Origin of the sequence: Flavobacterium sp., from assembly GCF_036741995.1 — a bacterium.
Taxonomy (GTDB): Bacteria; Bacteroidota; Bacteroidia; order Flavobacteriales; family Flavobacteriaceae; genus Flavobacterium.
Genome location: NZ_DAINRG010000021.1, coordinates 22,102 through 41,847 on the forward strand (window position 1 = coordinate 22,102; position 19,746 = coordinate 41,847).

General features: G+C 39.5%; 16 protein-coding genes. 10 read left to right on the top strand and 6 right to left on the bottom strand.

Translation table 11 applies throughout. The annotated features are described in order from the left end of the window. Positions 1-88: 88 nt before the first annotated feature. The 5 genes from secA (at position 89) to V7D82_RS08080 (ending at position 8,904) form a co-directional block, all read left to right on the top strand. A complete protein-coding gene (secA, locus tag V7D82_RS08060) occupies positions 89-3,442 on the top strand; it encodes a preprotein translocase subunit SecA (RefSeq protein ID WP_333600464.1) in 3,354 nt (1,117 codons plus the stop codon). A gap of 251 nt (positions 3,443-3,693) precedes the next feature. Continuing rightward, a complete protein-coding gene (locus V7D82_RS08065; RefSeq protein WP_333600465.1) occupies positions 3,694-4,257 on the top strand; it encodes a helix-turn-helix domain-containing protein in 564 nt (187 codons plus the stop codon). A 164-nt stretch (positions 4,258-4,421) separates the two neighbouring features. Further along, positions 4,422-6,179: an Ig-like domain-containing protein gene (locus V7D82_RS08070; protein WP_333600466.1), complete on the top strand. Its 1,758-nt coding sequence runs from the start codon at positions 4,422-4,424 to the stop codon at positions 6,177-6,179. Between the two features lie 67 nt (positions 6,180-6,246). Further along, complete coding sequence (locus tag V7D82_RS08075; protein ID WP_333600467.1) at positions 6,247-8,241, top strand: OmpA family protein; 1,995 nt, start codon at positions 6,247-6,249, stop codon at positions 8,239-8,241. Positions 8,242-8,322: 81 nt separating this feature from the next. Next, positions 8,323-8,904, top strand: a complete 582-nt coding sequence (locus V7D82_RS08080) for a hypothetical protein (RefSeq protein WP_333600468.1) — start codon at positions 8,323-8,325, stop codon at positions 8,902-8,904. A 196-nt stretch (positions 8,905-9,100) separates the two neighbouring features. Here the strand turns inward: V7D82_RS08080 and V7D82_RS08085 are convergent, their stop codons facing one another. From V7D82_RS08085 to V7D82_RS08095, 3 genes are all read right to left on the bottom strand, one after another. Continuing rightward, on the bottom strand, positions 9,101-10,504 hold the full coding sequence (locus tag V7D82_RS08085) for an FAD-binding oxidoreductase (protein WP_333600469.1): 1,404 nt from the start codon (positions 10,502-10,504) through the stop codon (positions 9,101-9,103). Positions 10,505-10,647: 143 nt separating this feature from the next. After that, positions 10,648-11,856, bottom strand: coding sequence for an MFS transporter (locus V7D82_RS08090; protein WP_333600470.1), 1,209 nt, complete (start codon positions 11,854-11,856; stop codon positions 10,648-10,650). After that, the gene (locus V7D82_RS08095) at positions 11,857-12,768 is read right to left on the bottom strand and encodes an AEC family transporter (protein ID WP_333600471.1); all 912 of its coding nucleotides are present in this window, start codon (positions 12,766-12,768) and stop codon (positions 11,857-11,859) included. It lies immediately after the preceding gene. 206 nt (positions 12,769-12,974) lie between these two features. Here V7D82_RS08095 and V7D82_RS08100 point away from each other — a divergent pair, with 206 nt between their 5' ends. The 5 genes from V7D82_RS08100 (at position 12,975) to V7D82_RS08120 (ending at position 17,661) form a co-directional block, all read left to right on the top strand. Then, positions 12,975-13,382 carry an Rrf2 family transcriptional regulator gene (locus tag V7D82_RS08100; protein ID WP_333600472.1) on the top strand — a complete coding sequence of 136 codons (408 nt, stop codon included), beginning with the start codon at positions 12,975-12,977 and terminating at the stop codon, positions 13,380-13,382. 52 nt (positions 13,383-13,434) lie between these two features. After that, the gene (locus tag V7D82_RS08105) at positions 13,435-14,076 is read left to right on the top strand and encodes an NAD(P)-dependent oxidoreductase (protein ID WP_333600473.1); all 642 of its coding nucleotides are present in this window, start codon (positions 13,435-13,437) and stop codon (positions 14,074-14,076) included. Positions 14,077-14,160: 84 nt separating this feature from the next. Further along, positions 14,161-15,246 carry a methylmalonyl Co-A mutase-associated GTPase MeaB gene (gene meaB / locus V7D82_RS08110; protein ID WP_333600474.1) on the top strand — a complete coding sequence of 362 codons (1,086 nt, stop codon included), beginning with the start codon at positions 14,161-14,163 and terminating at the stop codon, positions 15,244-15,246. Positions 15,247-15,693: 447 nt separating this feature from the next. After that, the gene (locus V7D82_RS08115) at positions 15,694-17,025 is read left to right on the top strand and encodes a sensor histidine kinase (RefSeq protein ID WP_333600475.1); all 1,332 of its coding nucleotides are present in this window, start codon (positions 15,694-15,696) and stop codon (positions 17,023-17,025) included. Then, entirely contained in the window at positions 17,026-17,661 is a 636-nt protein-coding gene (locus V7D82_RS08120) for a response regulator transcription factor (protein WP_333600476.1), read from the top strand. It begins immediately after the preceding gene. 67 nt (positions 17,662-17,728) lie between these two features. Here V7D82_RS08120 and V7D82_RS08125 read toward each other — a convergent pair whose 3' ends face one another. From V7D82_RS08125 to V7D82_RS08135, 3 genes are all read right to left on the bottom strand, one after another. Then, a complete protein-coding gene (locus V7D82_RS08125) occupies positions 17,729-17,956 on the bottom strand; it encodes a hypothetical protein (protein ID WP_333600477.1) in 228 nt (75 codons plus the stop codon). A gap of 36 nt (positions 17,957-17,992) precedes the next feature. Then, positions 17,993-18,898: a prohibitin family protein gene (locus tag V7D82_RS08130; RefSeq protein WP_333600478.1), complete on the bottom strand. Its 906-nt coding sequence runs from the start codon at positions 18,896-18,898 to the stop codon at positions 17,993-17,995. A gap of 58 nt (positions 18,899-18,956) precedes the next feature. Next, a partial coding sequence (locus tag V7D82_RS08135; protein WP_333600479.1) for an MATE family efflux transporter occupies positions 18,957-19,746 on the bottom strand: 790 nt, incomplete at its 5' end.

Sequence of the window (19,746 nt, forward strand, 5' to 3'; positions counted from 1 at the left end):
TAAACAAACACAACAGAAAAAAGTCCATTTCGGGCTTTTTTTTTATTTAAATTTGCACACCTTTTAAAATATAAAATACAAACCCATTATGAGTTTCATTAATAGCATTATCAAAGCTTTTGTAGGCGACAAATCTCAAAAAGATGTCAAAGCTACGCAACCTTATATCACCAAAATAAAAGCTTTAGAACCTGTATTAGCCGCCCTTTCTCATGACGAGTTACGAGCTAAAACAGCGGAATTCAAAGAAAAAATAAAACAAGCCCGCGCCAAACAGGATGCCGAGATTGAAGCCAAAAAAATTGAAGCTGAAAATACTGCCGATATTGACCAAAGAGAAGATATTTATAATGCCATTGACGCTTTAGAAAAAGAAGCTTATGAAATCTCGGAAAAAGTATTACTGGAAATTCTTCCCGATGCTTTTGCTGTGGTGAAAGAAACGGCCCGTCGTTTCAAAGAAAACACTTCCATTACCGTTTCGGCTACAGCCAAAGACAGAGAACTTTCGGCTGATAAATCGTATATTACTTTAGAGGGTGACAAAGCGCATTGGGCCAATTCCTGGAATGCTGCCGGAAAAGAAATCACTTGGGACATGATTCACTACGACGTGCAGTTGATTGGTGGTATCGTGTTGCACGAAGGTAAAATTGCCGAGATGCAAACCGGGGAAGGAAAAACTTTGGTAGCTACGCTTCCACTCTATTTAAATGCGTTGACCGGAAACGGTGTTCACCTTGTAACCGTGAATGACTATTTGGCCAAACGTGACAGCACGTGGAAAGCACCTTTATTCGAATTCCACGGAATTACCGTAGATTGTATTGATAACCACTCGCCAAACTCTGACGCCCGTAGAAAAGCGTATGAAGCGGATATTACATACGGAACCAATAACGAATTCGGTTTTGATTACCTGCGTGATAACATGGCGCATTCGCCGGAAGATTTGGTACAAAGAAAACACAACTACGCCATTGTGGACGAGGTGGATTCGGTATTGATTGACGATGCTAGAACACCGTTGATTATCTCAGGACCAGTTCCTGATGGTGACCGTCACGAATTTAATGAATTGAAACCAAAAATCGAAAACCTATACAATTTACAACGCCAGTTGGCCAATGGATTCTTAACAGAAGCTAAGCGTTTGTTCAAAGAAGGCAACATGAAAGAGGCCGGTTTCCAATTGTTGAGAGCTTACCGAGCGTTGCCAAAAAACAAAGCCCTTATCAAATTCCTGAGTGAAGAAGGCGTTAAACAATTATTGCAAAAAACCGAAAACGAATACATGTCGGACAACAACCGCAAAATGCCGGAAGTAGACGAAGCTTTGTATTTTGTAATCGAAGAGAAAAATAACCAAGTGGAATTATCGGATAACGGAATCAAATTCCTTTCTCAGGATACCGATGCCAATTTCTTTGTGTTACCGGATATCGGAACGGAGATTGCCAACATCGAAAAACAAAACTTGGACAAAGACAAAGAAGCCGAAGCCAAAGAAAAACTATTCCAGGATTTCGGAATCAAATCGGAAAGAATTCACACGCTGACGCAGTTGCTAAAAGCCTACACCTTGTTTGAAAAAGACGTAGAATACGTTATCATGGACAACAAGATTTTGATTGTAGATGAGCAAACGGGGCGTATCATGGACGGTCGTCGTTATTCTGACGGATTGCACCAAGCCATTGAAGCCAAAGAGCAAGTAACCATTGAAGCCGCTACCCAAACTTTTGCTACGATTACATTACAGAATTATTTCCGTATGTACAGCAAATTGGCCGGTATGACGGGAACAGCCGTTACAGAAGCCGGTGAGCTTTGGGAAATCTACAAATTAGACGTGGTGGAAATTCCAACCAACAGAGGCATGTCGCGTCACGATAAAGAAGATTTGATTTACCGTTCGGTTCGTGAAAAATTCAATGCCGTTATCGAAGATGTAACCCAATTATCGCAATCGGGAAGACCAGTATTGATTGGTACTACTTCGGTAGAGATTTCAGAATTATTAAGCCGAATGCTGAAAATTCGTGGTGTAGCACACAACGTATTGAACGCTAAGATGCACAAAAAGGAAGCCGATATCGTTGCCGAAGCCGGAAAACCGGGTGTAGTAACTATCGCTACCAATATGGCCGGTCGTGGAACCGACATCAAGTTAACACCGGAAGTAAAAGCTGCCGGAGGTTTAGCCATCATCGGTACGGAACGTCACGATTCGCGTCGTGTCGACCGTCAGTTGCGTGGTCGTGCCGGTCGTCAGGGAGATCCGGGAAGTTCACAGTTTTATGTGTCTTTGGAAGATAATCTGATGCGTTTGTTCGGTTCGGAAAGAGTAGCGAAAATCATGGACAGAATGGGATTGAAAGAAGGCGAAGTAATTCAGCATTCGATGATGACCAAATCTATTGAGCGCGCTCAGAAAAAAGTAGAAGAGAACAACTTTGGTACCCGTAAACGTTTGTTAGAATATGATGACGTGATGAATGCCCAAAGAGAAGTGGTTTACAAACGTCGTCGTCATGCCTTGCACGGAGAGCGTTTGAAACTGGATATTGCCAACATGATGTATGATACTTGCGAGTTAATCGTGGGGGAAAACAAAGCTCATAACGATTTCAAAAACTTTGAGTTTGAATTGATTCGTTACTTCTCTATCACCTCGCCGGTTACTCAAAATGAGTTTGACAAATCTTCCGAAATCGAAATTACGGGTAAAGTCTATAAAGCGGCATTGGCTTATTATACAGAGAAAACCGAAAGAAGTGCCCGCGAAGCTTTGCCAATCATTGCTGATGTTTATCAAAAAGAAGGCAACAAATTTGAGCGCATCATCGTGCCGTTTTCGGATGGTATTAAAACGTTGAATGTGGTTACCGATTTGAAAAAAGCTTTTGATACCCACGGAGCACAATTGGTAGCTGATTTTGAAAAAAATATCACCTTAGCCATTGTTGACGAAGCCTGGAAAAAGCATTTGCGCAAAATGGACGAATTAAAAACATCGGTACAGTTGGCCGTTCACGAACAAAAAGATCCTTTATTGATTTACAAATTGGAAGCCTTCAACTTGTTCAGAACCATGTTGGATGGTGTAAACAAAGAAGTTATTTCGTTCCTGTTTAAAGGCGATTTGCCACAACAAAATAACAACATACAGGAAGCCCGAGAAGTACGTCAAAAAGAAAACTATATCGAAAGCAAAGACGAAGTGCTAAACTCTGATGAGTTGGCTGCCCGCAATCGTGAAGCAGGACAAACGCAACAAAGACCGGCAGTTACCGAAACCATCGTAAGAGATGCTCCGAAAATCAACCGCAACGATAACGTGACTATTAAACACGTAATGAGTGGCAAAACTGAAACCATGAAATACAAAAAAGCCGAAAGCATGATTGCTTCAGGCGAATGGGTTTTGGTGCATGAATAGTTGACAGTGACAGTCGCAGTTTGCAGATTGTAACCATACTATAAATCCCCAACGGTGTAAGCTGCTGGGGATTTTTTTTACTCTTATCAAAAAACTGTGAAATATATAAATGCGACTTAGAAATATGCAAAGAAAGCGTTGCGAAGTAAATTACTTTTGCGCCGTCAAATAGAGTACCTTTACGAAAATCGGAATCCGAAAAACTATTGGATTGCAAAAGGTCTTTTTTTATAACGCAAAACTCATTAATCTTGAAAATACACATTAAATACATGGTTTCGCTTCGTTGTAAAATGGCGGTTAAAGAGGAATTAGACAAATTAGATATAGAGCACTTCACTATTGATTTGGGTGAAGTCACCCTTAAAAAAAACATTCATGCTGAGGATAGGGAATCACTTCGTAAAGCCTTATTAAAAAAAGGATTGGAATTGATGGATGATAAAAAATCAATGCTCATCGAAAGAACCAAAAACGTCATTGTAGAACTGGTCCATTACTCCGAAAAATATCCTAAAGTCAATTTTTCAGAATATCTGAGTAAGGAATTAGACTATAATTATACGCATTTGGCAAATCTTTTTTCAGAAGTTACCGGAACTACTATCGTTAATTATATTATTCTGAATAAAATAGAGCGTGTGAAAGAATTGCTTTTGTACGATGAATTATCACTTACCGAGATAAGTCATTTGATGGAATACAGTAGTGTTTCGCATTTGTCAAATCAATTTAAAAAAGTGACCGGACTGACGCCGACCTATTTCAAAGAAATCAAACAATACAAAAAACGGATTCAGTTGGAAGAGCTGTAAATTAAAATCCGTTGAACACAACACAATCCCCAATAGGTAAAGCTGTTGGGGATTTTTCATTTTCTCATTTCAGAAAACGGCGTGAATTTTACAACTCTGCAGAATAGTTATGTAACAATATCTTGCTGGTAAAAAACCACCTTTGTCATTAATTTAAAACAAAAATGAGACAAAAAAACCTACTAGTCGCTTTAGCTATAGCTATGGTTACTTTGATTACCAGTTGTGCCAAAGATGATTTTCAGGAAACTGTTGGCGTATGCCCTACTGTTACAGCAACCAATCCTATGGATGGCGCTACCAGTGTTCCATTAAATCAAATCATCACGGCAACCTTCAATGAAGCGATGAATCCAAACACGATAGATTTGACTTCTTTTACTATTGTTGGCGCAACCACTGTTGCTGGAACAATATCCTATTTGGGAACCACCGCAACCTTCACCCCTGCCTTTAATCTGACTCCTAATACTACTTATGTTGGTAAGATTACTACAGCCGTCAAAGATGTAAACGGAAATGCCCTTCAGCAAGATTATATATGGACATTTACTACCGGCACTACCTTACAACCCCGAGTTACAGCCACAAGTCCGGCCAGTGACGAAACCAATGTTGCGTTGAATAAAGTATCCAGTGCTTCGTTCAATATGCCTATGAATCCGTTGACTATCAACACTACTTCCTTCACTTTAAAACAAGGAACAACTGCTATATCCGGTGTAGTGACTTATACCGGAAACAAAGCTTTTTTTACACCAAATGGGAATCTGACTGCTAATACAATTTATACAGCCACCATTACAACAGGTGCTAAAAACACCGCAGGAACTCCCATTAACGCTGATTATGTTTGGAACTTTACAACCGGTACCGCTATTGCTCCTAAGGTAATTTCAACAAGCCCTACACCAAATGAAAATGGAGTACTCCTTAATAAAGTAATTACCGCAACATTTGACATGACGATGAATCCGTTAACCATACCAACAAGCTTTACACTAAAACAAGGAACCAATACCGTATCCGGAAATGTGACTTATCTTGGGAATACAGCTTCATTTACTCCCACTAATCCTCTTTTAGAAAATACTACTTACACCACAACCATAAGCACGACAGCAAAAAATGTTGCCGGAATAGCTTTGGCTAATGAGTATGTATGGAGTTTCACGACTTTAAATAATTCGATAGCGCCTAACTTAGGAACAGCAGCCATGTTTGGAGCCTTTGGCGGAAACGCCGGGGTTACCAATCAGGGATTGAACACGGTTATTAACAATGGAAGTATTTCCACAACGGCAGCTTCAACTCTGGTTACCGGTTTTCATGATGCTACCGCTATTTATACGGAAACGCCATTGAACAAAGGATTTGTAACCGGAGCCATCTACACAGCACCTCCTGCACCGGGTACAGCAACTTCATTTGCTATTGCCACACAAGGCTTGGCCGATGCCAATGCTGCTTATTTAAGTATTTCTCCCGCTTCCATGCCGGGCGGAACAGATCCTGGAGCTGGTGAATTAGGAGGATTAACTCTAGCACCCGGTATATATAAATCAGCCAGTGGTTCGTTTAATATCAGTAACGGAAACCTAACGTTGGATGCGCAAGGCGACCCAAATGCTGTTTGGGTTTTCCAATCCGCTTCAGGCTTGACTGTTGGAATAGCTGGACCAACCGGAGCCAAAAGTGTTATCCTTATCAATGGAGCACTGCCTAAAAATGTCTTTTGGTATGTGGGAAGTGCTGCCACGATTAATGCTGCCGGTGGTGGTGTGATGGTAGGAACCATTATTGCCAACTCAGGAGTGACGTTCTCCACAGCCGGAAATGCTGTCCAAACCGTATTAAACGGAAGAGCACTGTCGCTTATAGCATCCGTCACTATGGTCAACACTACCGTAAACGTACCTTAATTAAACACATATATTCTTTAAACTAAATAGAATCCCTTCTGATGGAGGGATTTATAAACATACCATTATGAAAAATAACAATATAACAACCATGACAACTCAGTACATGAGGGTCAACAAGCTAAAAATCATTATTGCTTTGGTTTTAGCATTCGGAGTAAGTTCAGTTAAGGCACAAGAAACACCCTATAGCAAACCCTCTTGGTGGTTTGGCGCGGCAGCTGGCACCAACTTTAATTTTTATAGAGGTTCCACTCAGCAATTGAATGTTGATTTCACATCGCCTACGGCCTTCCATAACGGATTTGGAGTCGGATTGTATTTGGCTCCAGTCCTAGAATACCATCCTGCGGATTCCCGATTTGGTTTTATGTTACAAGCCGGATACGACAGTAGAAGCGGAAAGTTCAATCAAGTGACTACGCCTTGTGATTGTCCTGCTGATTTGAATACGAAATTGAGCTATATCACTATAGAACCAAGTTTGCGGTTTGAGCCTTTTAAAGGTAACTTTTACTTGTATGGCGGCCCAAGAATAGCGTTCAATCAGTCAAAATCTTTTGAATACCAATTGGGCACCAATCCTAATTTCCCATTGCAAGCTGCCAACCCGGCTGTTAAAGGTGATTTTAGTGAGGTAAAAAATACTATCCTTTCGATGCAAATTGGGATGGGGTATGATATTCCAATCAACTCTGAAACAGCTAAAACCCAATGGGTGGTATCCCCTTTTGTGGCTTACCAACCTTACTTAGGTCAAAATCCACGCTCTACCGAGACTTGGAATGTATCAACTTTGAGAGCTGGTGTCATCCTGAAATTTGGTCAAGGGCACCCTGTAAACACTCCGGTTGCGGGTGAAGCCCAACTTACAGTGACTGCTCCTACTCATGAAACTACAACACGAAAAGTAAGAGAGGTATTTCCCATACGTAATTATGTGTTTTTTGATGCCGGTTCTTCTGAAATTTCTAACCGTTATATTTTGTTAAACAAAAATGAAGTAGCCAATTTTAAAGAAGATCATATTTCATTTGATACGCCTCAAAACATGTCAGGCCGATCAGAACGTCAGATGATAGTGTATTATAACATCCTGAATATTCTTGGCGATCGTATGGGTAAAAACCCTGCTAGTACTATTACTTTGGTGGGTTCTTCTAACGAAGGTGCTGATGATGGTCGTGCTATGGCGCAGTCTATTAAGACGTATTTGGTCACCGTTTTCAGTATTAATGGCAACCGAATTGCCATTGAAGGAAGAGTAAAACCGGTAATTGCCTCAGAGCAGCCCGGTGGGACACAAGAATTGGCCTTACTGAGAGAAGGGGATAGAAGAGTTTCTATTGAAAGTGCCTCACCGGCTTTGCTGATGGAATTTCAAAGTGGTCCGGATGCGCCATTGAAACCCATCGAAATCATTTCTATGGAACAACAGGCCAATAGTGATGCCGTAGTTTTTGATACATCGGGTTCAAAAGAGACTTTCACCTCTTGGTCTGTTACTTTAAAAGACTCTAAAGGCAAAAGCAAAAACTATGGCCCTTATACACAACCCAAAGCCAGTATTCCGGTCAAAACCATCTTGGGCAACCAGCCCGAAGGCGATTACAAAGTAACACTAACCGGTACCACCGCTGATGGCCAAACCCTTACCAAAGAAACTACCGTTCACGTGGTGCCTTACACGGCTCCTATAATTCAGGAAAGCATTCGTTTTAGTGTGTTGTATGAATTCAATGAATCCAAATCGATTGCTATATATGACAAATACTTAACCGATATCGTAACCCCTAAAATTCAGAATGGTGCCACTGTTATCATCACAGGGCATACGGATATCATTGGTGAAACCGATTATAACAAAAATTTATCATTGGCCCGAGCCAATGATGTAAAAAGTATTTTAGTAAAAAGTTTGGCTAATGCCGGCACTAGCAATGTAACCTTTGAAATTCATGGAGATGGGGAAGATGAAAACCTGTCGCCTTTTGAAAACAAATTTCCGGAAGAACGTTTCTATAACCGAACTGTCGTTATTGACATAGTCGCTAAGAAATAGTTCCTAACTGCGGCATTTTTAATTATCCCCATCGGTGTAAGCTGCTGGGGATTTTTTTATATTTGACTAAATGTTTTAATTATGAGAACAAAATTCTTTTCCCTGGTCTTCTTTCTTATAGCATCCAGTAGCTTTTCGCAAAATGCGGTGCAACTGCTTTCCGCTACAAAACAACTCTACGAAGCCAATTATCTAATGGATTTTGAAGGCATCGTTGCGCTCTCCTATCCGAAAATGGTGGAAACTATTGGCAAAGATGTACTGCTGGAGAAGCTGGATCAATTTTATGAAAACGAAGAATACCGTTTGCGTTATCAAGTACAAACCGTTCCGTTTATCACTCCTAAAATAAAGAAAATCGGAAACCAATCGTTTTGTGTGATTAGCTGCCGTAATCCGTTGCGCTACTTTTTTGAGAAAAAATTAACCACTGATGAAGCGGCTGACAAAAAGATTTGGTTACAGGAAATCAACAAAACCAAAGACGTCACTTTTGAACCCAACCGTAACAGTTTTAACGTAAAGAAACAATCCAAATTTGTTGCTGTGATGGATGAAACTACCCATGGGGAATGGAAATTCTTCAACTTGGATGATGCCAATCAGTTAGCTTCTTTTGAGTTATTAATTGATGAAAGCGTTAGGAAAGAATTGGGATTGTAACCAAAATATTCTTTATCTTTACTTTACTATTTTAAAATCAACCAAAAAATTATATCATGGCAAAAGGAAAAGACGTACAGAAAGCGGCTAAAAAAGAACCTCTGAAGACCGCAAAAGAAAAGAAAGATGAAAAAAGACAAAAGAAACAAACTCCAAAAAGAGATTAAAAAAGTCCCGAGCTATCGGGACTTTTCTTTTATAATTCATCAGGAAAAATCTTCCCGGGATTTAAAATGTTGTTAGGGTCAAAAACACGTTTGATGCTTTCCATTAATTCTAAATGGGTTCGGGTGAAAGCTATATCCATAAAGTTCTTTTGCACAAAACCAATGCCGTGTTCGCCTGACAGCGTTCCTTTTAACGAAACCGTCAGTTTAAAAATTTCGCGGATGCCCAGCGGTACTTGGGTTTTCCAATTGTCATCGGTCATTTCCCCTTTGATAATGTTCACGTGCAGATTACCATCACCGGCATGGCCGTAACAAACTGATTTGAAACCGTATTTGTTCCCAATAGCTTTGATGCCGTTTAACAATTCGGGCAACATATAACGTGGCACCACAGTATCCTCTTCTTTGTAAATCGAATTCGATTTTACGGCTTCTGCCACGGAGCGACGCATTTTCCAAAGTGCATTTTTTTGGTCTTCGGTATCGGCGAATAAAACTTCATCTATTTCAAATTGTTCAACCACGGATAAAATTTTCTCAGCTTCCTGCATTAAAATCTCCGGATAATTGCCATCCACTTCAATCAGCAAATGCGCCTGATGTTCCGGTTTGATGGTTACGCTAATGCCTTCTACAAATCGGAGTGTCCAATCGATAGCGTCGCGCTCCATAAATTCTAAAGCACTTGGCGTAATACCGGCTCGGAAAATGGCTGAAACGGCTTCGCAGGCTTCGTTGGCTTTATAAAACGGCACCAACATTAAAACGTTGTGATTATTTTTGGGCAAAAGTTTTAGAACCGCTTTGGTGATGACCCCCAGTGTTCCTTCACTTCCGACCATTAATTGTGTCAAATTATAGCCTGTAGAATTTTTCAGTGTGTTGGCTCCAGTCCAAATGATTTCTCCGTTGGGCAAAACTACTTCCAGGTTCAACACATAATCTTTGGTTACGCCGTATTTTAAAGCTCTGGCACCACCGGCATTTTCGGCTATGTTCCCTCCTATCCAGCAACTGCCCATACTGCTGGGATCGACCGGATAGAACAGCCCTTTTTCAGCAACGGCTTCGCGCAATACTTGGTTGATGACGGCTGGCTCCACAGTTACTTGCAGATTTTGCTCATCGATTTCAATGATTCTATTCAGGCGTTCGGTTGATAATCCGATGCCTTCGTAAATGGATAAAGCTCCTCCGCTTAAACCGGTTCGGGCACCGATGGGAGTCGTTGGAATTTTATAATCGTTGGCCACTTTTAAGATGGCTGCAATTTCTTTGGAATTGGCAGGTTTTACGACAACGCCTGGCGGAAAAACATAGTCTTCGGTTTCGTCGTGACCGTAATGATTGCGGGTGGCGATATCCGTAAAAATATAAGATTCGCCAACAATGGCGGTGAGTTTTTGAATTATTTCGGGATTGAGTGACATTTTGTAAAAATTGAGAAGTAAATGTACTGATTACAAAAGAAAAAGACAAATCCTTTTTAGCCCCGATTGCAATGGAAATCCTCGAAGAGATTGTAATGGAAAGCGGGAAAACAGTTGCCTAATAAAGCCTGAACCTTTCGCTGCTATCTCTTTTTCAAATTGGGAAGAAAATAACAGATAATTCCAATCAATGGCAGATAAGAACACACATGATACACGTATTGAATGGAAGTGAAATCGGCCAATTTACCAAGGAATGCCGAACCTAAAGCGCCCATCCCAAAAGCAAAACCATAAAACAAACCGGAAATCATGCCGAGTTTTCTGGGCAGCAATTCCTGGGCATAAACCAATATTGCCGGGAAAGCTGAGGAAATAATCATTCCGATAATGATCATTAAAACGTCGGTCCAAAACAAGTTTACGTAAGGCAATAACAAAGCAAACGGAGCTGCGCCGAAAACGGATAACCAAATCACGTATTTTCTTCCGATTTTATCGCCTAACGGACCGCCGAGTATTGTTCCGGCAGCGTAAGCAAAAAGGTAGATAAACATGTGAAATTGCGCTTGTTTGATGGTCAGATGAAATTTATCAATGACATAAAACGTGTAATAGGTTGACAAACTCGCCGAGTAGAAAAACTTGGAGAAAATAACAACCAGCAGGATGGCGATGGCCCATTTTACTTTGCTTTTGGTGAGTCGTTGGAAATCGGCAAAGACTACTTTTTTCTGTTGGCGGTGAATCAAATGGTCGCGGTACCAAAAGGCAATTTTAGAAATGATTCCGATAGCGATGGCTGCCGCCAAAACAAACCAAAGCAGGTATTTTTGGCTATTGGGCACTACAATTAAAGCTACTAACAAAGGGCCTAAAGCGGTACCAAAATTACCACCCACCTGAAAAATGGCTTGTGCCAACCCGCGTCTGCCGCCGGAAGCCATGTTAGAAATTCGGGCCGACTCCGGATGAAAAATGGAAGAACCGGTTCCGATGAGCATTACTGAGCCTACTATCCAGTAGAAATTATTAGCAAAAGCAATAGAGATTACGCCAGCCATCGAAAACAGCATGCCGTAAATCTGTGAAAACGGTTTTGGGTATTTGTCAGTATAATAGCCCACAAATGGCTGGAACAAAGAAGCTGTCAGTTGAAAAGCAAAGGTAATTAATCCGATTTGGGAAAAGGAGAGATTGTAATTCTGCTTTAGAATGGGATATATTGAGGGAATTACAGCCTGAATCAAATCGTTCAACAAATGTGCAAAACTGATCGAGAACAGGATGGAATACACCGTTTTTTCGGCCAGATCTTTTCGTTTGGATGAAGTATTGACAATCGTTTCCATTTAAAATGTATTTAGAATGAAGTACCAAATGATTAGCGTCAGGAAAGATAACGGGATTCCAATGCCCACCATCATACTGCTCAGTTTGGGTTTTAATCCGTAATTGGAAGCTAAGATGGTTCCGGTTATCATGGGTGCCATGGCTGATTCCATAATGGAAACATCTACGTCGAGCCCTTTGCCTTTCAGTAAAATTTTATAGAAAAGAAAGAAAAACAAGGGGGTAATCATTAGTTTAAATAATAAACCCAGCCGCAGAAATTTCCAGTGCTGGCTTCTTTTTTCCACTTTTAATTGCAAGCCTACCGACACTAAAGCGACCGGAGTTACCGTGGCGCCCAGCTTTTGAAAAACAGTTTGTAAATGGTCGTTGAAGTCATATTTCAAAACATTCATGGCTCCTGCCAATACAAACGCAATAAAAGGCGGAAACAATAAAATTTTGAGCAGTATTTCTTTGGAACTTGGTTTGCCTTTGGCAAAAATGGCGGCGGTAATAATTCCAAAAGTGGCCATCACTACAAACGAACCCGGCTGATCTACTATGATGGCGGTTTTTAAACCTTCTTCTCCGTACAATGCCTGAATGATTGGAAAACCAACGAAAGAAGTATTTCCCAAACCGGCTGTGATGATTAAGCAGCCTATTAATCTTCGGGACCACCCTAATTTTTTTCCGATAAAAAAGAAAAACAGAAACGACAATATAAAGCCAATCCAGGCAATTCCTAACGGATACAATAAGTTGGTTGATATTGAAATTTTGGGAATATAATACAGCGCCAAAGCCGGCAGTGCCACATAAATAATAAACTGGTTGAGTGCTAGGTGTCCGTTTTTGGGAAAAGCGGCGACGCGTTGTAAACCCAATCCAATTAACAAACAGAGAAAAATCAGTAGAATGTTATCCATTCGAAGTCGTAAATTATTTTGCAAAGGAACGGCAAAAAAAACTAAAAGACGAAAATGTAACGTGAAAGGTTTCTTAAAAGTGTTCTTGCAAAAAAGTCCTTCCCTACGCGAGAAGCGTGACTTTTATTTTTAACAAAATTTTATTCTTTTCGGTTAGGGTTGCAATAGCTTTTTGTTTTATATTTGCAATATATTTTATTACAGTTATGATTTCAGGTAAATTTGCTATTACTACCCACATACTGACTTTGCTTGCCAAGTTTCCGGAGGAGTATTTGGCTTCTGAATATATTGCCAGCAGCATCAGCATAAATCCTGTCTTGGTTCGCAAGGAGATTGCCAATCTGAGAAAGCATAACTTAGTAGAGAGTAAAGAAGGCAAGAACGGAGGAACCAGATTGGTCAAATCACCAGCAGAAATTACATTGGAAGCCATTTTGAAAATTACTTTTGATAAAGCTTCCTTAGGATTTTCGAAAAATCAGCCCAACCCAGAGTGTCCTGTTGGGAAAAATATCAATACCCATCTGAACAACTTGTATGAAGATTTGAATCAGACGGTCAGCAATCAGCTTAAGACGGTAACGTTAGCGGAATTTGCCGGGAAGTTTTAACTTTTTTTAATTCAAACTGTAACATTTTTTATTATACATAAATTTAAGCATTATGAAAGTAGCCATTATTGGAGCGACAGGATTTGTTGGCTCAAACATTTTAAATGAAATTGTAAATCGGGGTCATCAAGTAACCGCCATTGCCAGAAATCCGAAAACATCGGAAACTGTAAAATGGGTTCAGGCTGATGTTTTGAATACAGAAGAACTGGCCAGTGCTTTACGAGGAAACGATTTGGTAATCAGCGCCTATAATTCCGGTTGGACAAACCCCAACATCTATGATGATTTTATAACCGGTTCAAAAGCCATACAGGAAGCGGTGAAAAAGTCAGGAGTTAAACGTTACATTACCATTGGTGGAGCCGGAAGTTTGTTTGTAGCACCAAATGTACAAGCTGTTGACACTCCCGATTTTCCAAAAGAATATTACGCTGGAGCGTCGGCGGCAAGGGATTATCTGACTATTATTAAAGAAGAAACCGAATTGGATTGGGCTTTCTTCAGTCCGGCATTCGAAATGCACCAAGGCATTACTACCGGAAGAACGGGGAAATATCGTTTGGGCTTGGACAATCCTGTTTTTGACACCAATCAAAGAAGTATTTTATCTGTAGAAGACTTAGCGGTTGTTATTGCTGACGAAGCTGAAAATCCAAAACACCATCAAGTTCGTTTTACGGCAGCTTATTAATTTACCTTCTTAAAAGTGCGCAATGCTTATTTCTTCATGAACATTGCGCACTTTTCCTTATTTTTACTTCACTAATTTTTTCTTGTGTCAGTAAAAAAACCACATTCCTCCGCGTTAACAGAAAAAGACGGCATTCCGCAACCGGAAGTTTTCAGTACGGCTTCTATGGCGAAAATTGTAAAACAGCGCAAAGTGCAACCTTCCGCTAAGGATTTGATTGAAGGCATTTTAGCAAAAGACAAAGTTGCCTTGAGTCGTGCCATCACTTTGGTAGAAAGTACCAATGCTACTCATTTGGCGAAAGCCAATGACATCATCAACGCATGTTTACCGCATGCTAATAAATCCGTCAGAATAGGAATTACAGGTGTTCCCGGAGTTGGGAAGAGTACTTTTATTGAAGCTTTTGGAACTTATCTCACTTCCTTAGGTAAAAAAGTAGCGGTGTTGGCGGTTGACCCGAGTAGCACCATTTCTCATGGCAGTATTTTAGGCGATAAAACCCGGATGGAAGAATTGGTCAAAGATGAGAACGCTTACATTCGTCCGAGTGCTTCGGGAGAAACGCTTGGTGGTGTGGCTCGCAAAACCCGCGAAACCATTATTCTTTGTGAAGCGGCCGGATTTGATACGATCATCATTGAAACTGTTGGTGTGGGCCAAAGCGAAACCGCGGTGCACAGCATGGTCGATTTCTTTTTGTTGCTAAAAATTTCCGGTGCCGGTGATGAGTTACAAGGCATAAAACGCGGCATTATGGAAATGGCAGATGCGATTGTCATCAACAAAGCCGATGGTGATAATGTGGCTAAAGCCAAATTGGCCAAAACCGAATTCAACCGGGCGCTACATTTATTTCCGGCTAAAAACTCAGGATGGACACCAACTGTGGCAACTTGCAGTGCTTACGAGAAAACCGGAATTGATGACGTTTGGCAAACGATTTCCAATTATTTGGAATTGGTAAAGACCAATAATTACTTCGAAGAAAAACGAAAAGAACAGAATCAGTTTTGGATGATGGAGACCATTAATGAACAGTTGAAATCCAATTTCTATCAGCATTCAGAAATCATACACTTATTGGAGCAAACTAAAAAAGCCGTGCAAAATGATGAGATTTCCCCATTTGCCGCGGCCCAGATATTATTGGAAAAGTATTTTAAATAAAAAACCCCGAGCTGATAACTTGGGATTTTTAAACTTAACTAACTAATTCAACTTTACTATTATTTGCTCTAATAAAATTGTAATTCCTTTTTCAGTTGTTGCCCTATAAGCCGGCGGGCAAACACAAGCCGGCTTAAGGAGTCAACTCAAATAAACCACAATATTTATTTTCTTTATTCAGTATCTAGAGTGTTTTTCTCTTTTAAGGAAGAGCATTGTATCCTCATAACATCACAAATTTGATGATATTATTATTCACTCTCTATGGGTAAAAAACTATATTTACTATGTTGGATTAACCTAAAAAAATACCGTTATTTAACGGATATAAATATGGGCATCCGGCGGTATTTTTTGATTGTGGTTAGAGTTACTTTGCAGATTAATTAAATTTTAAGGTTATTTTTGGTCAGATCGTTCGCTACTTGACCGGATAAAAAGTTTAGCATGATTTTAAATGACCCCTTTTTTATTGGTCTTTGTTTTTTTACTATTGGGTTTTTATCCTTGGTTGGATTTACCAGTACGTATCTGAATTACTTTTTTAAATCTAAAATTTATCGGTATTACAGTTTGTATATTGTAACGCTTTTACTGTTTGTCATCACGGTTTACGTTAAGGACACTGGTGATTTTCCGGTAAAAACGTTACGCCGCAATATCATGCAACTACTAGTTGACGGCTGGCAAATGCTGAGTGCATTATTGTTTTGTTCGTTCATTTATCATGCCATGGTATTGCAGAATGCTACCTATAAAAAACTAAAAAAAGCGTATTACTTCTTTATCGGTTTTACCGTTTTGTATTTTATAATCATGTTTGCTTTTCCTGATTTTGTCAGGTTAAGTTTTTCGTTTTTTGTGGCAACCAGAATCATGATTTATCTAATTGCGATACTGTTTTATTATCATATCGGTAAAGAGTTGAAAATTGTTTACTTCCGGTACTTATTTTTGGCAACGACGTTTCTATTTGTTTCCGGTTTTTTAGCGCTTTGGGACTCAACCGTAAATGGCAAAACAAGTGTTTATACTGGTTTTCAGTATTTGTGTTATGGCTATTTCTTTGAAAACATTTGCTTTATCGGAGCTTTTATTTACAAATATTTTATAGTCGATAAAGAAAAACAAGAGGTAGAACATCAGCATGAAGTACAACTATTTACCACTAAAATAGAGATGCAGCAACAAACGATGGAATACATTGGCAAAGAAATCCACGACAATATTGGTCAAAAACTTACCTTGGCCAGTTTATATACCCAACAACTGGAACACGAAAATAAAGCGCCCAATATAAAAGACAATATTGACAATATTAGCATCCTTATTAATGAGTCATTGGCAGAAATGAGGGAATTGAGCAAATCGCTGACCGACAATTCTATAGAAAAAAACAGTATTAACAAACTGATTGAAGACGAATGTGAACGAGTGCGCAAACTGAATTTATGTTCCGTTAAATTTATCAGCAATACTAAAAACATTGATTTGAGTTATCAGTCGAAAGCGATTTTGATTCGTATAGCCCAGGAATTTTTTCAGAACAGCATCAAACATTCCGAGTGTAAAAATCTAACTTTGCAATTAAGTACTTCCTCAAATAACATAGGCCTTATATTGGTTGACGATGGGAAAGGCTTTGATGACAGTAAGATTTATTCCAATGGAATAGGTTTAAAAAACATGAAGAAACGAACAGAAATGCTTAACGGAAATTTTAAATTGGAAAGTAAACTAAATGTGGGCACCAAAATAACCGTAACCCTACCGCTTTAAATGAAAAATACCATTGCCATAGTAGACGATCATATCCTTATAGCCCAAGCACTAAAGGGAATCATTTCAAACTTTGAAAACTTTGAAGTCGTTTTTGAATGCGAAAACGGCAAAGAACTTATCGATAAAATAAAAACCTCAAAAATCATCCCGGGCATTATTATGCTTGACATCAGCATGCCGGAAATGAATGGTTTTGAAACAGCACTGTGGCTAAAAGAGAACTTTCCGGAAATAAAAATCATGGCGCTGAGCATGCAAAATGACGAGCAGAGTGTCATCAAAATGATTCGAAACGGAGCCAAAAGTTATTTACTAAAAAACACTCATCCGCGCGACCTTGAAATAGCACTCAACAAACTTGTGGATGACGGATTCTTTTATCCTGATTGGGCCTCCAAAATTATTTATTCCAATATGAGCGGCACAACCAGTAGCTCTATATCCAAACTTACGGAAAGAGAAAAAGAGTTTTTGAAATACACCATTACCGAAATGAGTTATAAAGAAATTGCGGAATTAATGTGCTGCAGCCCAAGAACCGTTGAAAGCTATCGGGACAATCTGTTTGAAAAACTGGAACTGAAAACCCGTGTAGGCTTGGCCGTGTATGCCTTGAAAAATGGTTTTTCTTAAAAGCAGAAAACAGTTTCCAACTTGGGAAATCCAAGCTAAAAACTGCTCTGTAAACGAAAACGAAAAACTACTCTTCGTAGCCTTCCATTTCTTTATCGTAGAATTCTCCGGCCAACGTGATTAAATGCTCCATTTCAGATTCTAATTCGGTTTCGTCCTCCCCTTCCAAATCTTCTAAAAACTCAACTTCATCATCTTTTAAATTGATAATGAAACGAGGGAAATCAAGGTGAATGACAAAAATATCATCCGGAAAATCAGAGTTGTCAGCTAGTACAAATTTTGGTAATTGCATGTGGTTTATTTTTGAATAAGCAAATAAACGAATAAACTATTTATCCGACAAGATAACCGGTGCACTTCCTTTGCCCATAAAAATAACTTTGGCATTAGCAGATGTCGCGATTTCTTTTTGTGCTTTGATTTGTTCGTATTGTAATTGTTTGTCAGTTAACCCAGTTGAAATAATTCTTTGGTAATCGGCAATACCTTGTGCTTCTACCCTTTTACGCTCGGCTTCCTGCTTTTCTTTCTGCAAGACAAACTGCATTTTTTGAGCATCTTGTTCGGCATTGATTTTACTTTCGATAGACGCTTTTACCGAAGTTGGCAAATTAATATTTCGGATTAAAAGTTGCTCTAACACCAAACCTCTTTTCTTAAAATCCTGTTCAATAGATTGGAAAATTCTTTGTTGAAATTCATTTCTTTTTGTTGAATACAAAGCCACGGCATCATAATAAACCGCGTTGTCCCGAATACGGGTTCGCGTTACCGGACGTACAATTTTATCATTATAATCAACTCCAATTCCTTTCAGGATTTTTGGCGTTTCGCTTGGCATCACCCGATACAAAACGGTCAAGTCAATTACCACTTCCAAACCGTCATTTGACAGGACTCTGATGGCATCATCACCTTCCTGTGCGCCTTCACTGTGAATGGCTGACATGGTATAGTTTTGAGTTTGGGTGTCAAAAATAGTAATGTCCAAAAGTGGATTTACCATGTGCAAACCACTTTCCAAAACATCGGGTTGTACATTACCGTAAAGCGACTTCACGCCAACTTTACCGGCATCAATTTGTTTGAATACCGAAGACAACAATCCGATTAAGATGACAACAAAACCAAAAATTCTCAGCAGTGGGGAAAATTTAGAAATCGGGCTGGCATTGCTTTTCAACGTAACACTAATAATAATTAAGATAACACCAATAATAATTGAAAATATCATATTGTAAGTTTTTAAATTGTACGGTGATTATACGCAACTATGTGAGCTTAGTTACAAATTATTGAGCAGTATTTTCTGAAACCAATTTTTTGGTCAAATAATGGAATCGGATAAAAAGGAAAAAAGCAGCCGCTGTCAGTCCGGCTAATAAACCAATCCAAACACCTACCGCGCCTAAATCCGTTTTAATCCCGAGGTAATACGAAGTTGGAAAGCCAACAATCCAATAAGCCACAAAAGTGATGTACATTGGGATTTTAACATCCTGCAGCCCACGCAAAGCTCCCAAAACCACAACTTGTATTCCGTCAGAGATTTGAAAAATAGCTGCCACTAAAAGCAATTTGGCCGCAATCGTAATCACTTCCTGATTGTCTAACAATTGGGCTTGATTTTCCATATTCAAAAACAAATAAGGCAAAACCTGATGCAGTGCTACAAACATTACGGCAAAGATAATTTCAATGCTAATGGCCAATAAAAAGATGGAACGCGCCACTACTATCAATTGCCTATAATCATTTAAACCACGCTGGTTACTGACTCTAATCATCGAAACCACACTCAATCCCATTGCAAACATAAACGTCATTGAAGCCAAACTCAACGCAATTTGATTCGCTGCCTGACTCGTTTTTCCGATATTGCCGCAAAGCCAGATTCCGGCGGTGAAAAGTACCACTTCGAACAACATTTGCATTGCAGACGGCAAACCGAGATTGACAATCTTTTTAATCATTTCCTTCTTGATTTCGTCAAAGCTGAAATCGTGGAAATACTGTTTCAATTGCTCTCTTCTCGACAAAATGAAATGCATAAAAACGACCATGGCAATACGCGAAATCACT

Bases quoted from the DNA above. Each gene is read 5' to 3' on its own strand.
- secA (WP_333600464.1), top strand. From the start codon at position 89: ATGAGTTTCATTAATAGCATTATCAAAGCTTTTGTAGGCGACAAATCT.
- V7D82_RS08070 (WP_333600466.1), top strand. From the start codon at position 4,422: ATGAGACAAAAAAACCTACTAGTCGCTTTAGCTATAGCTATGGTTACT.
- V7D82_RS08075 (WP_333600467.1), top strand. From the start codon at position 6,247: ATGAAAAATAACAATATAACAACCATGACAACTCAGTACATGAGGGTC.
- V7D82_RS08080 (WP_333600468.1), top strand. From the start codon at position 8,323: ATGAGAACAAAATTCTTTTCCCTGGTCTTCTTTCTTATAGCATCCAGT.
- V7D82_RS08085 (WP_333600469.1), bottom strand. From the start codon at position 10,504: ATGTCACTCAATCCCGAAATAATTCAAAAACTCACCGCCATTGTTGGC.
- V7D82_RS08090 (WP_333600470.1), bottom strand. From the start codon at position 11,856: ATGGAAACGATTGTCAATACTTCATCCAAACGAAAAGATCTGGCCGAA.
- V7D82_RS08095 (WP_333600471.1), bottom strand. From the start codon at position 12,768: ATGGATAACATTCTACTGATTTTTCTCTGTTTGTTAATTGGATTGGGT.
- V7D82_RS08100 (WP_333600472.1), top strand. From the start codon at position 12,975: ATGATTTCAGGTAAATTTGCTATTACTACCCACATACTGACTTTGCTT.
- V7D82_RS08105 (WP_333600473.1), top strand. From the start codon at position 13,435: ATGAAAGTAGCCATTATTGGAGCGACAGGATTTGTTGGCTCAAACATT.
- V7D82_RS08115 (WP_333600475.1), top strand. From the start codon at position 15,694: ATGATTTTAAATGACCCCTTTTTTATTGGTCTTTGTTTTTTTACTATT.
- V7D82_RS08120 (WP_333600476.1), top strand. From the start codon at position 17,026: ATGAAAAATACCATTGCCATAGTAGACGATCATATCCTTATAGCCCAA.
- V7D82_RS08125 (WP_333600477.1), bottom strand. From the start codon at position 17,956: ATGCAATTACCAAAATTTGTACTAGCTGACAACTCTGATTTTCCGGAT.
- V7D82_RS08130 (WP_333600478.1), bottom strand. From the start codon at position 18,898: ATGATATTTTCAATTATTATTGGTGTTATCTTAATTATTATTAGTGTT.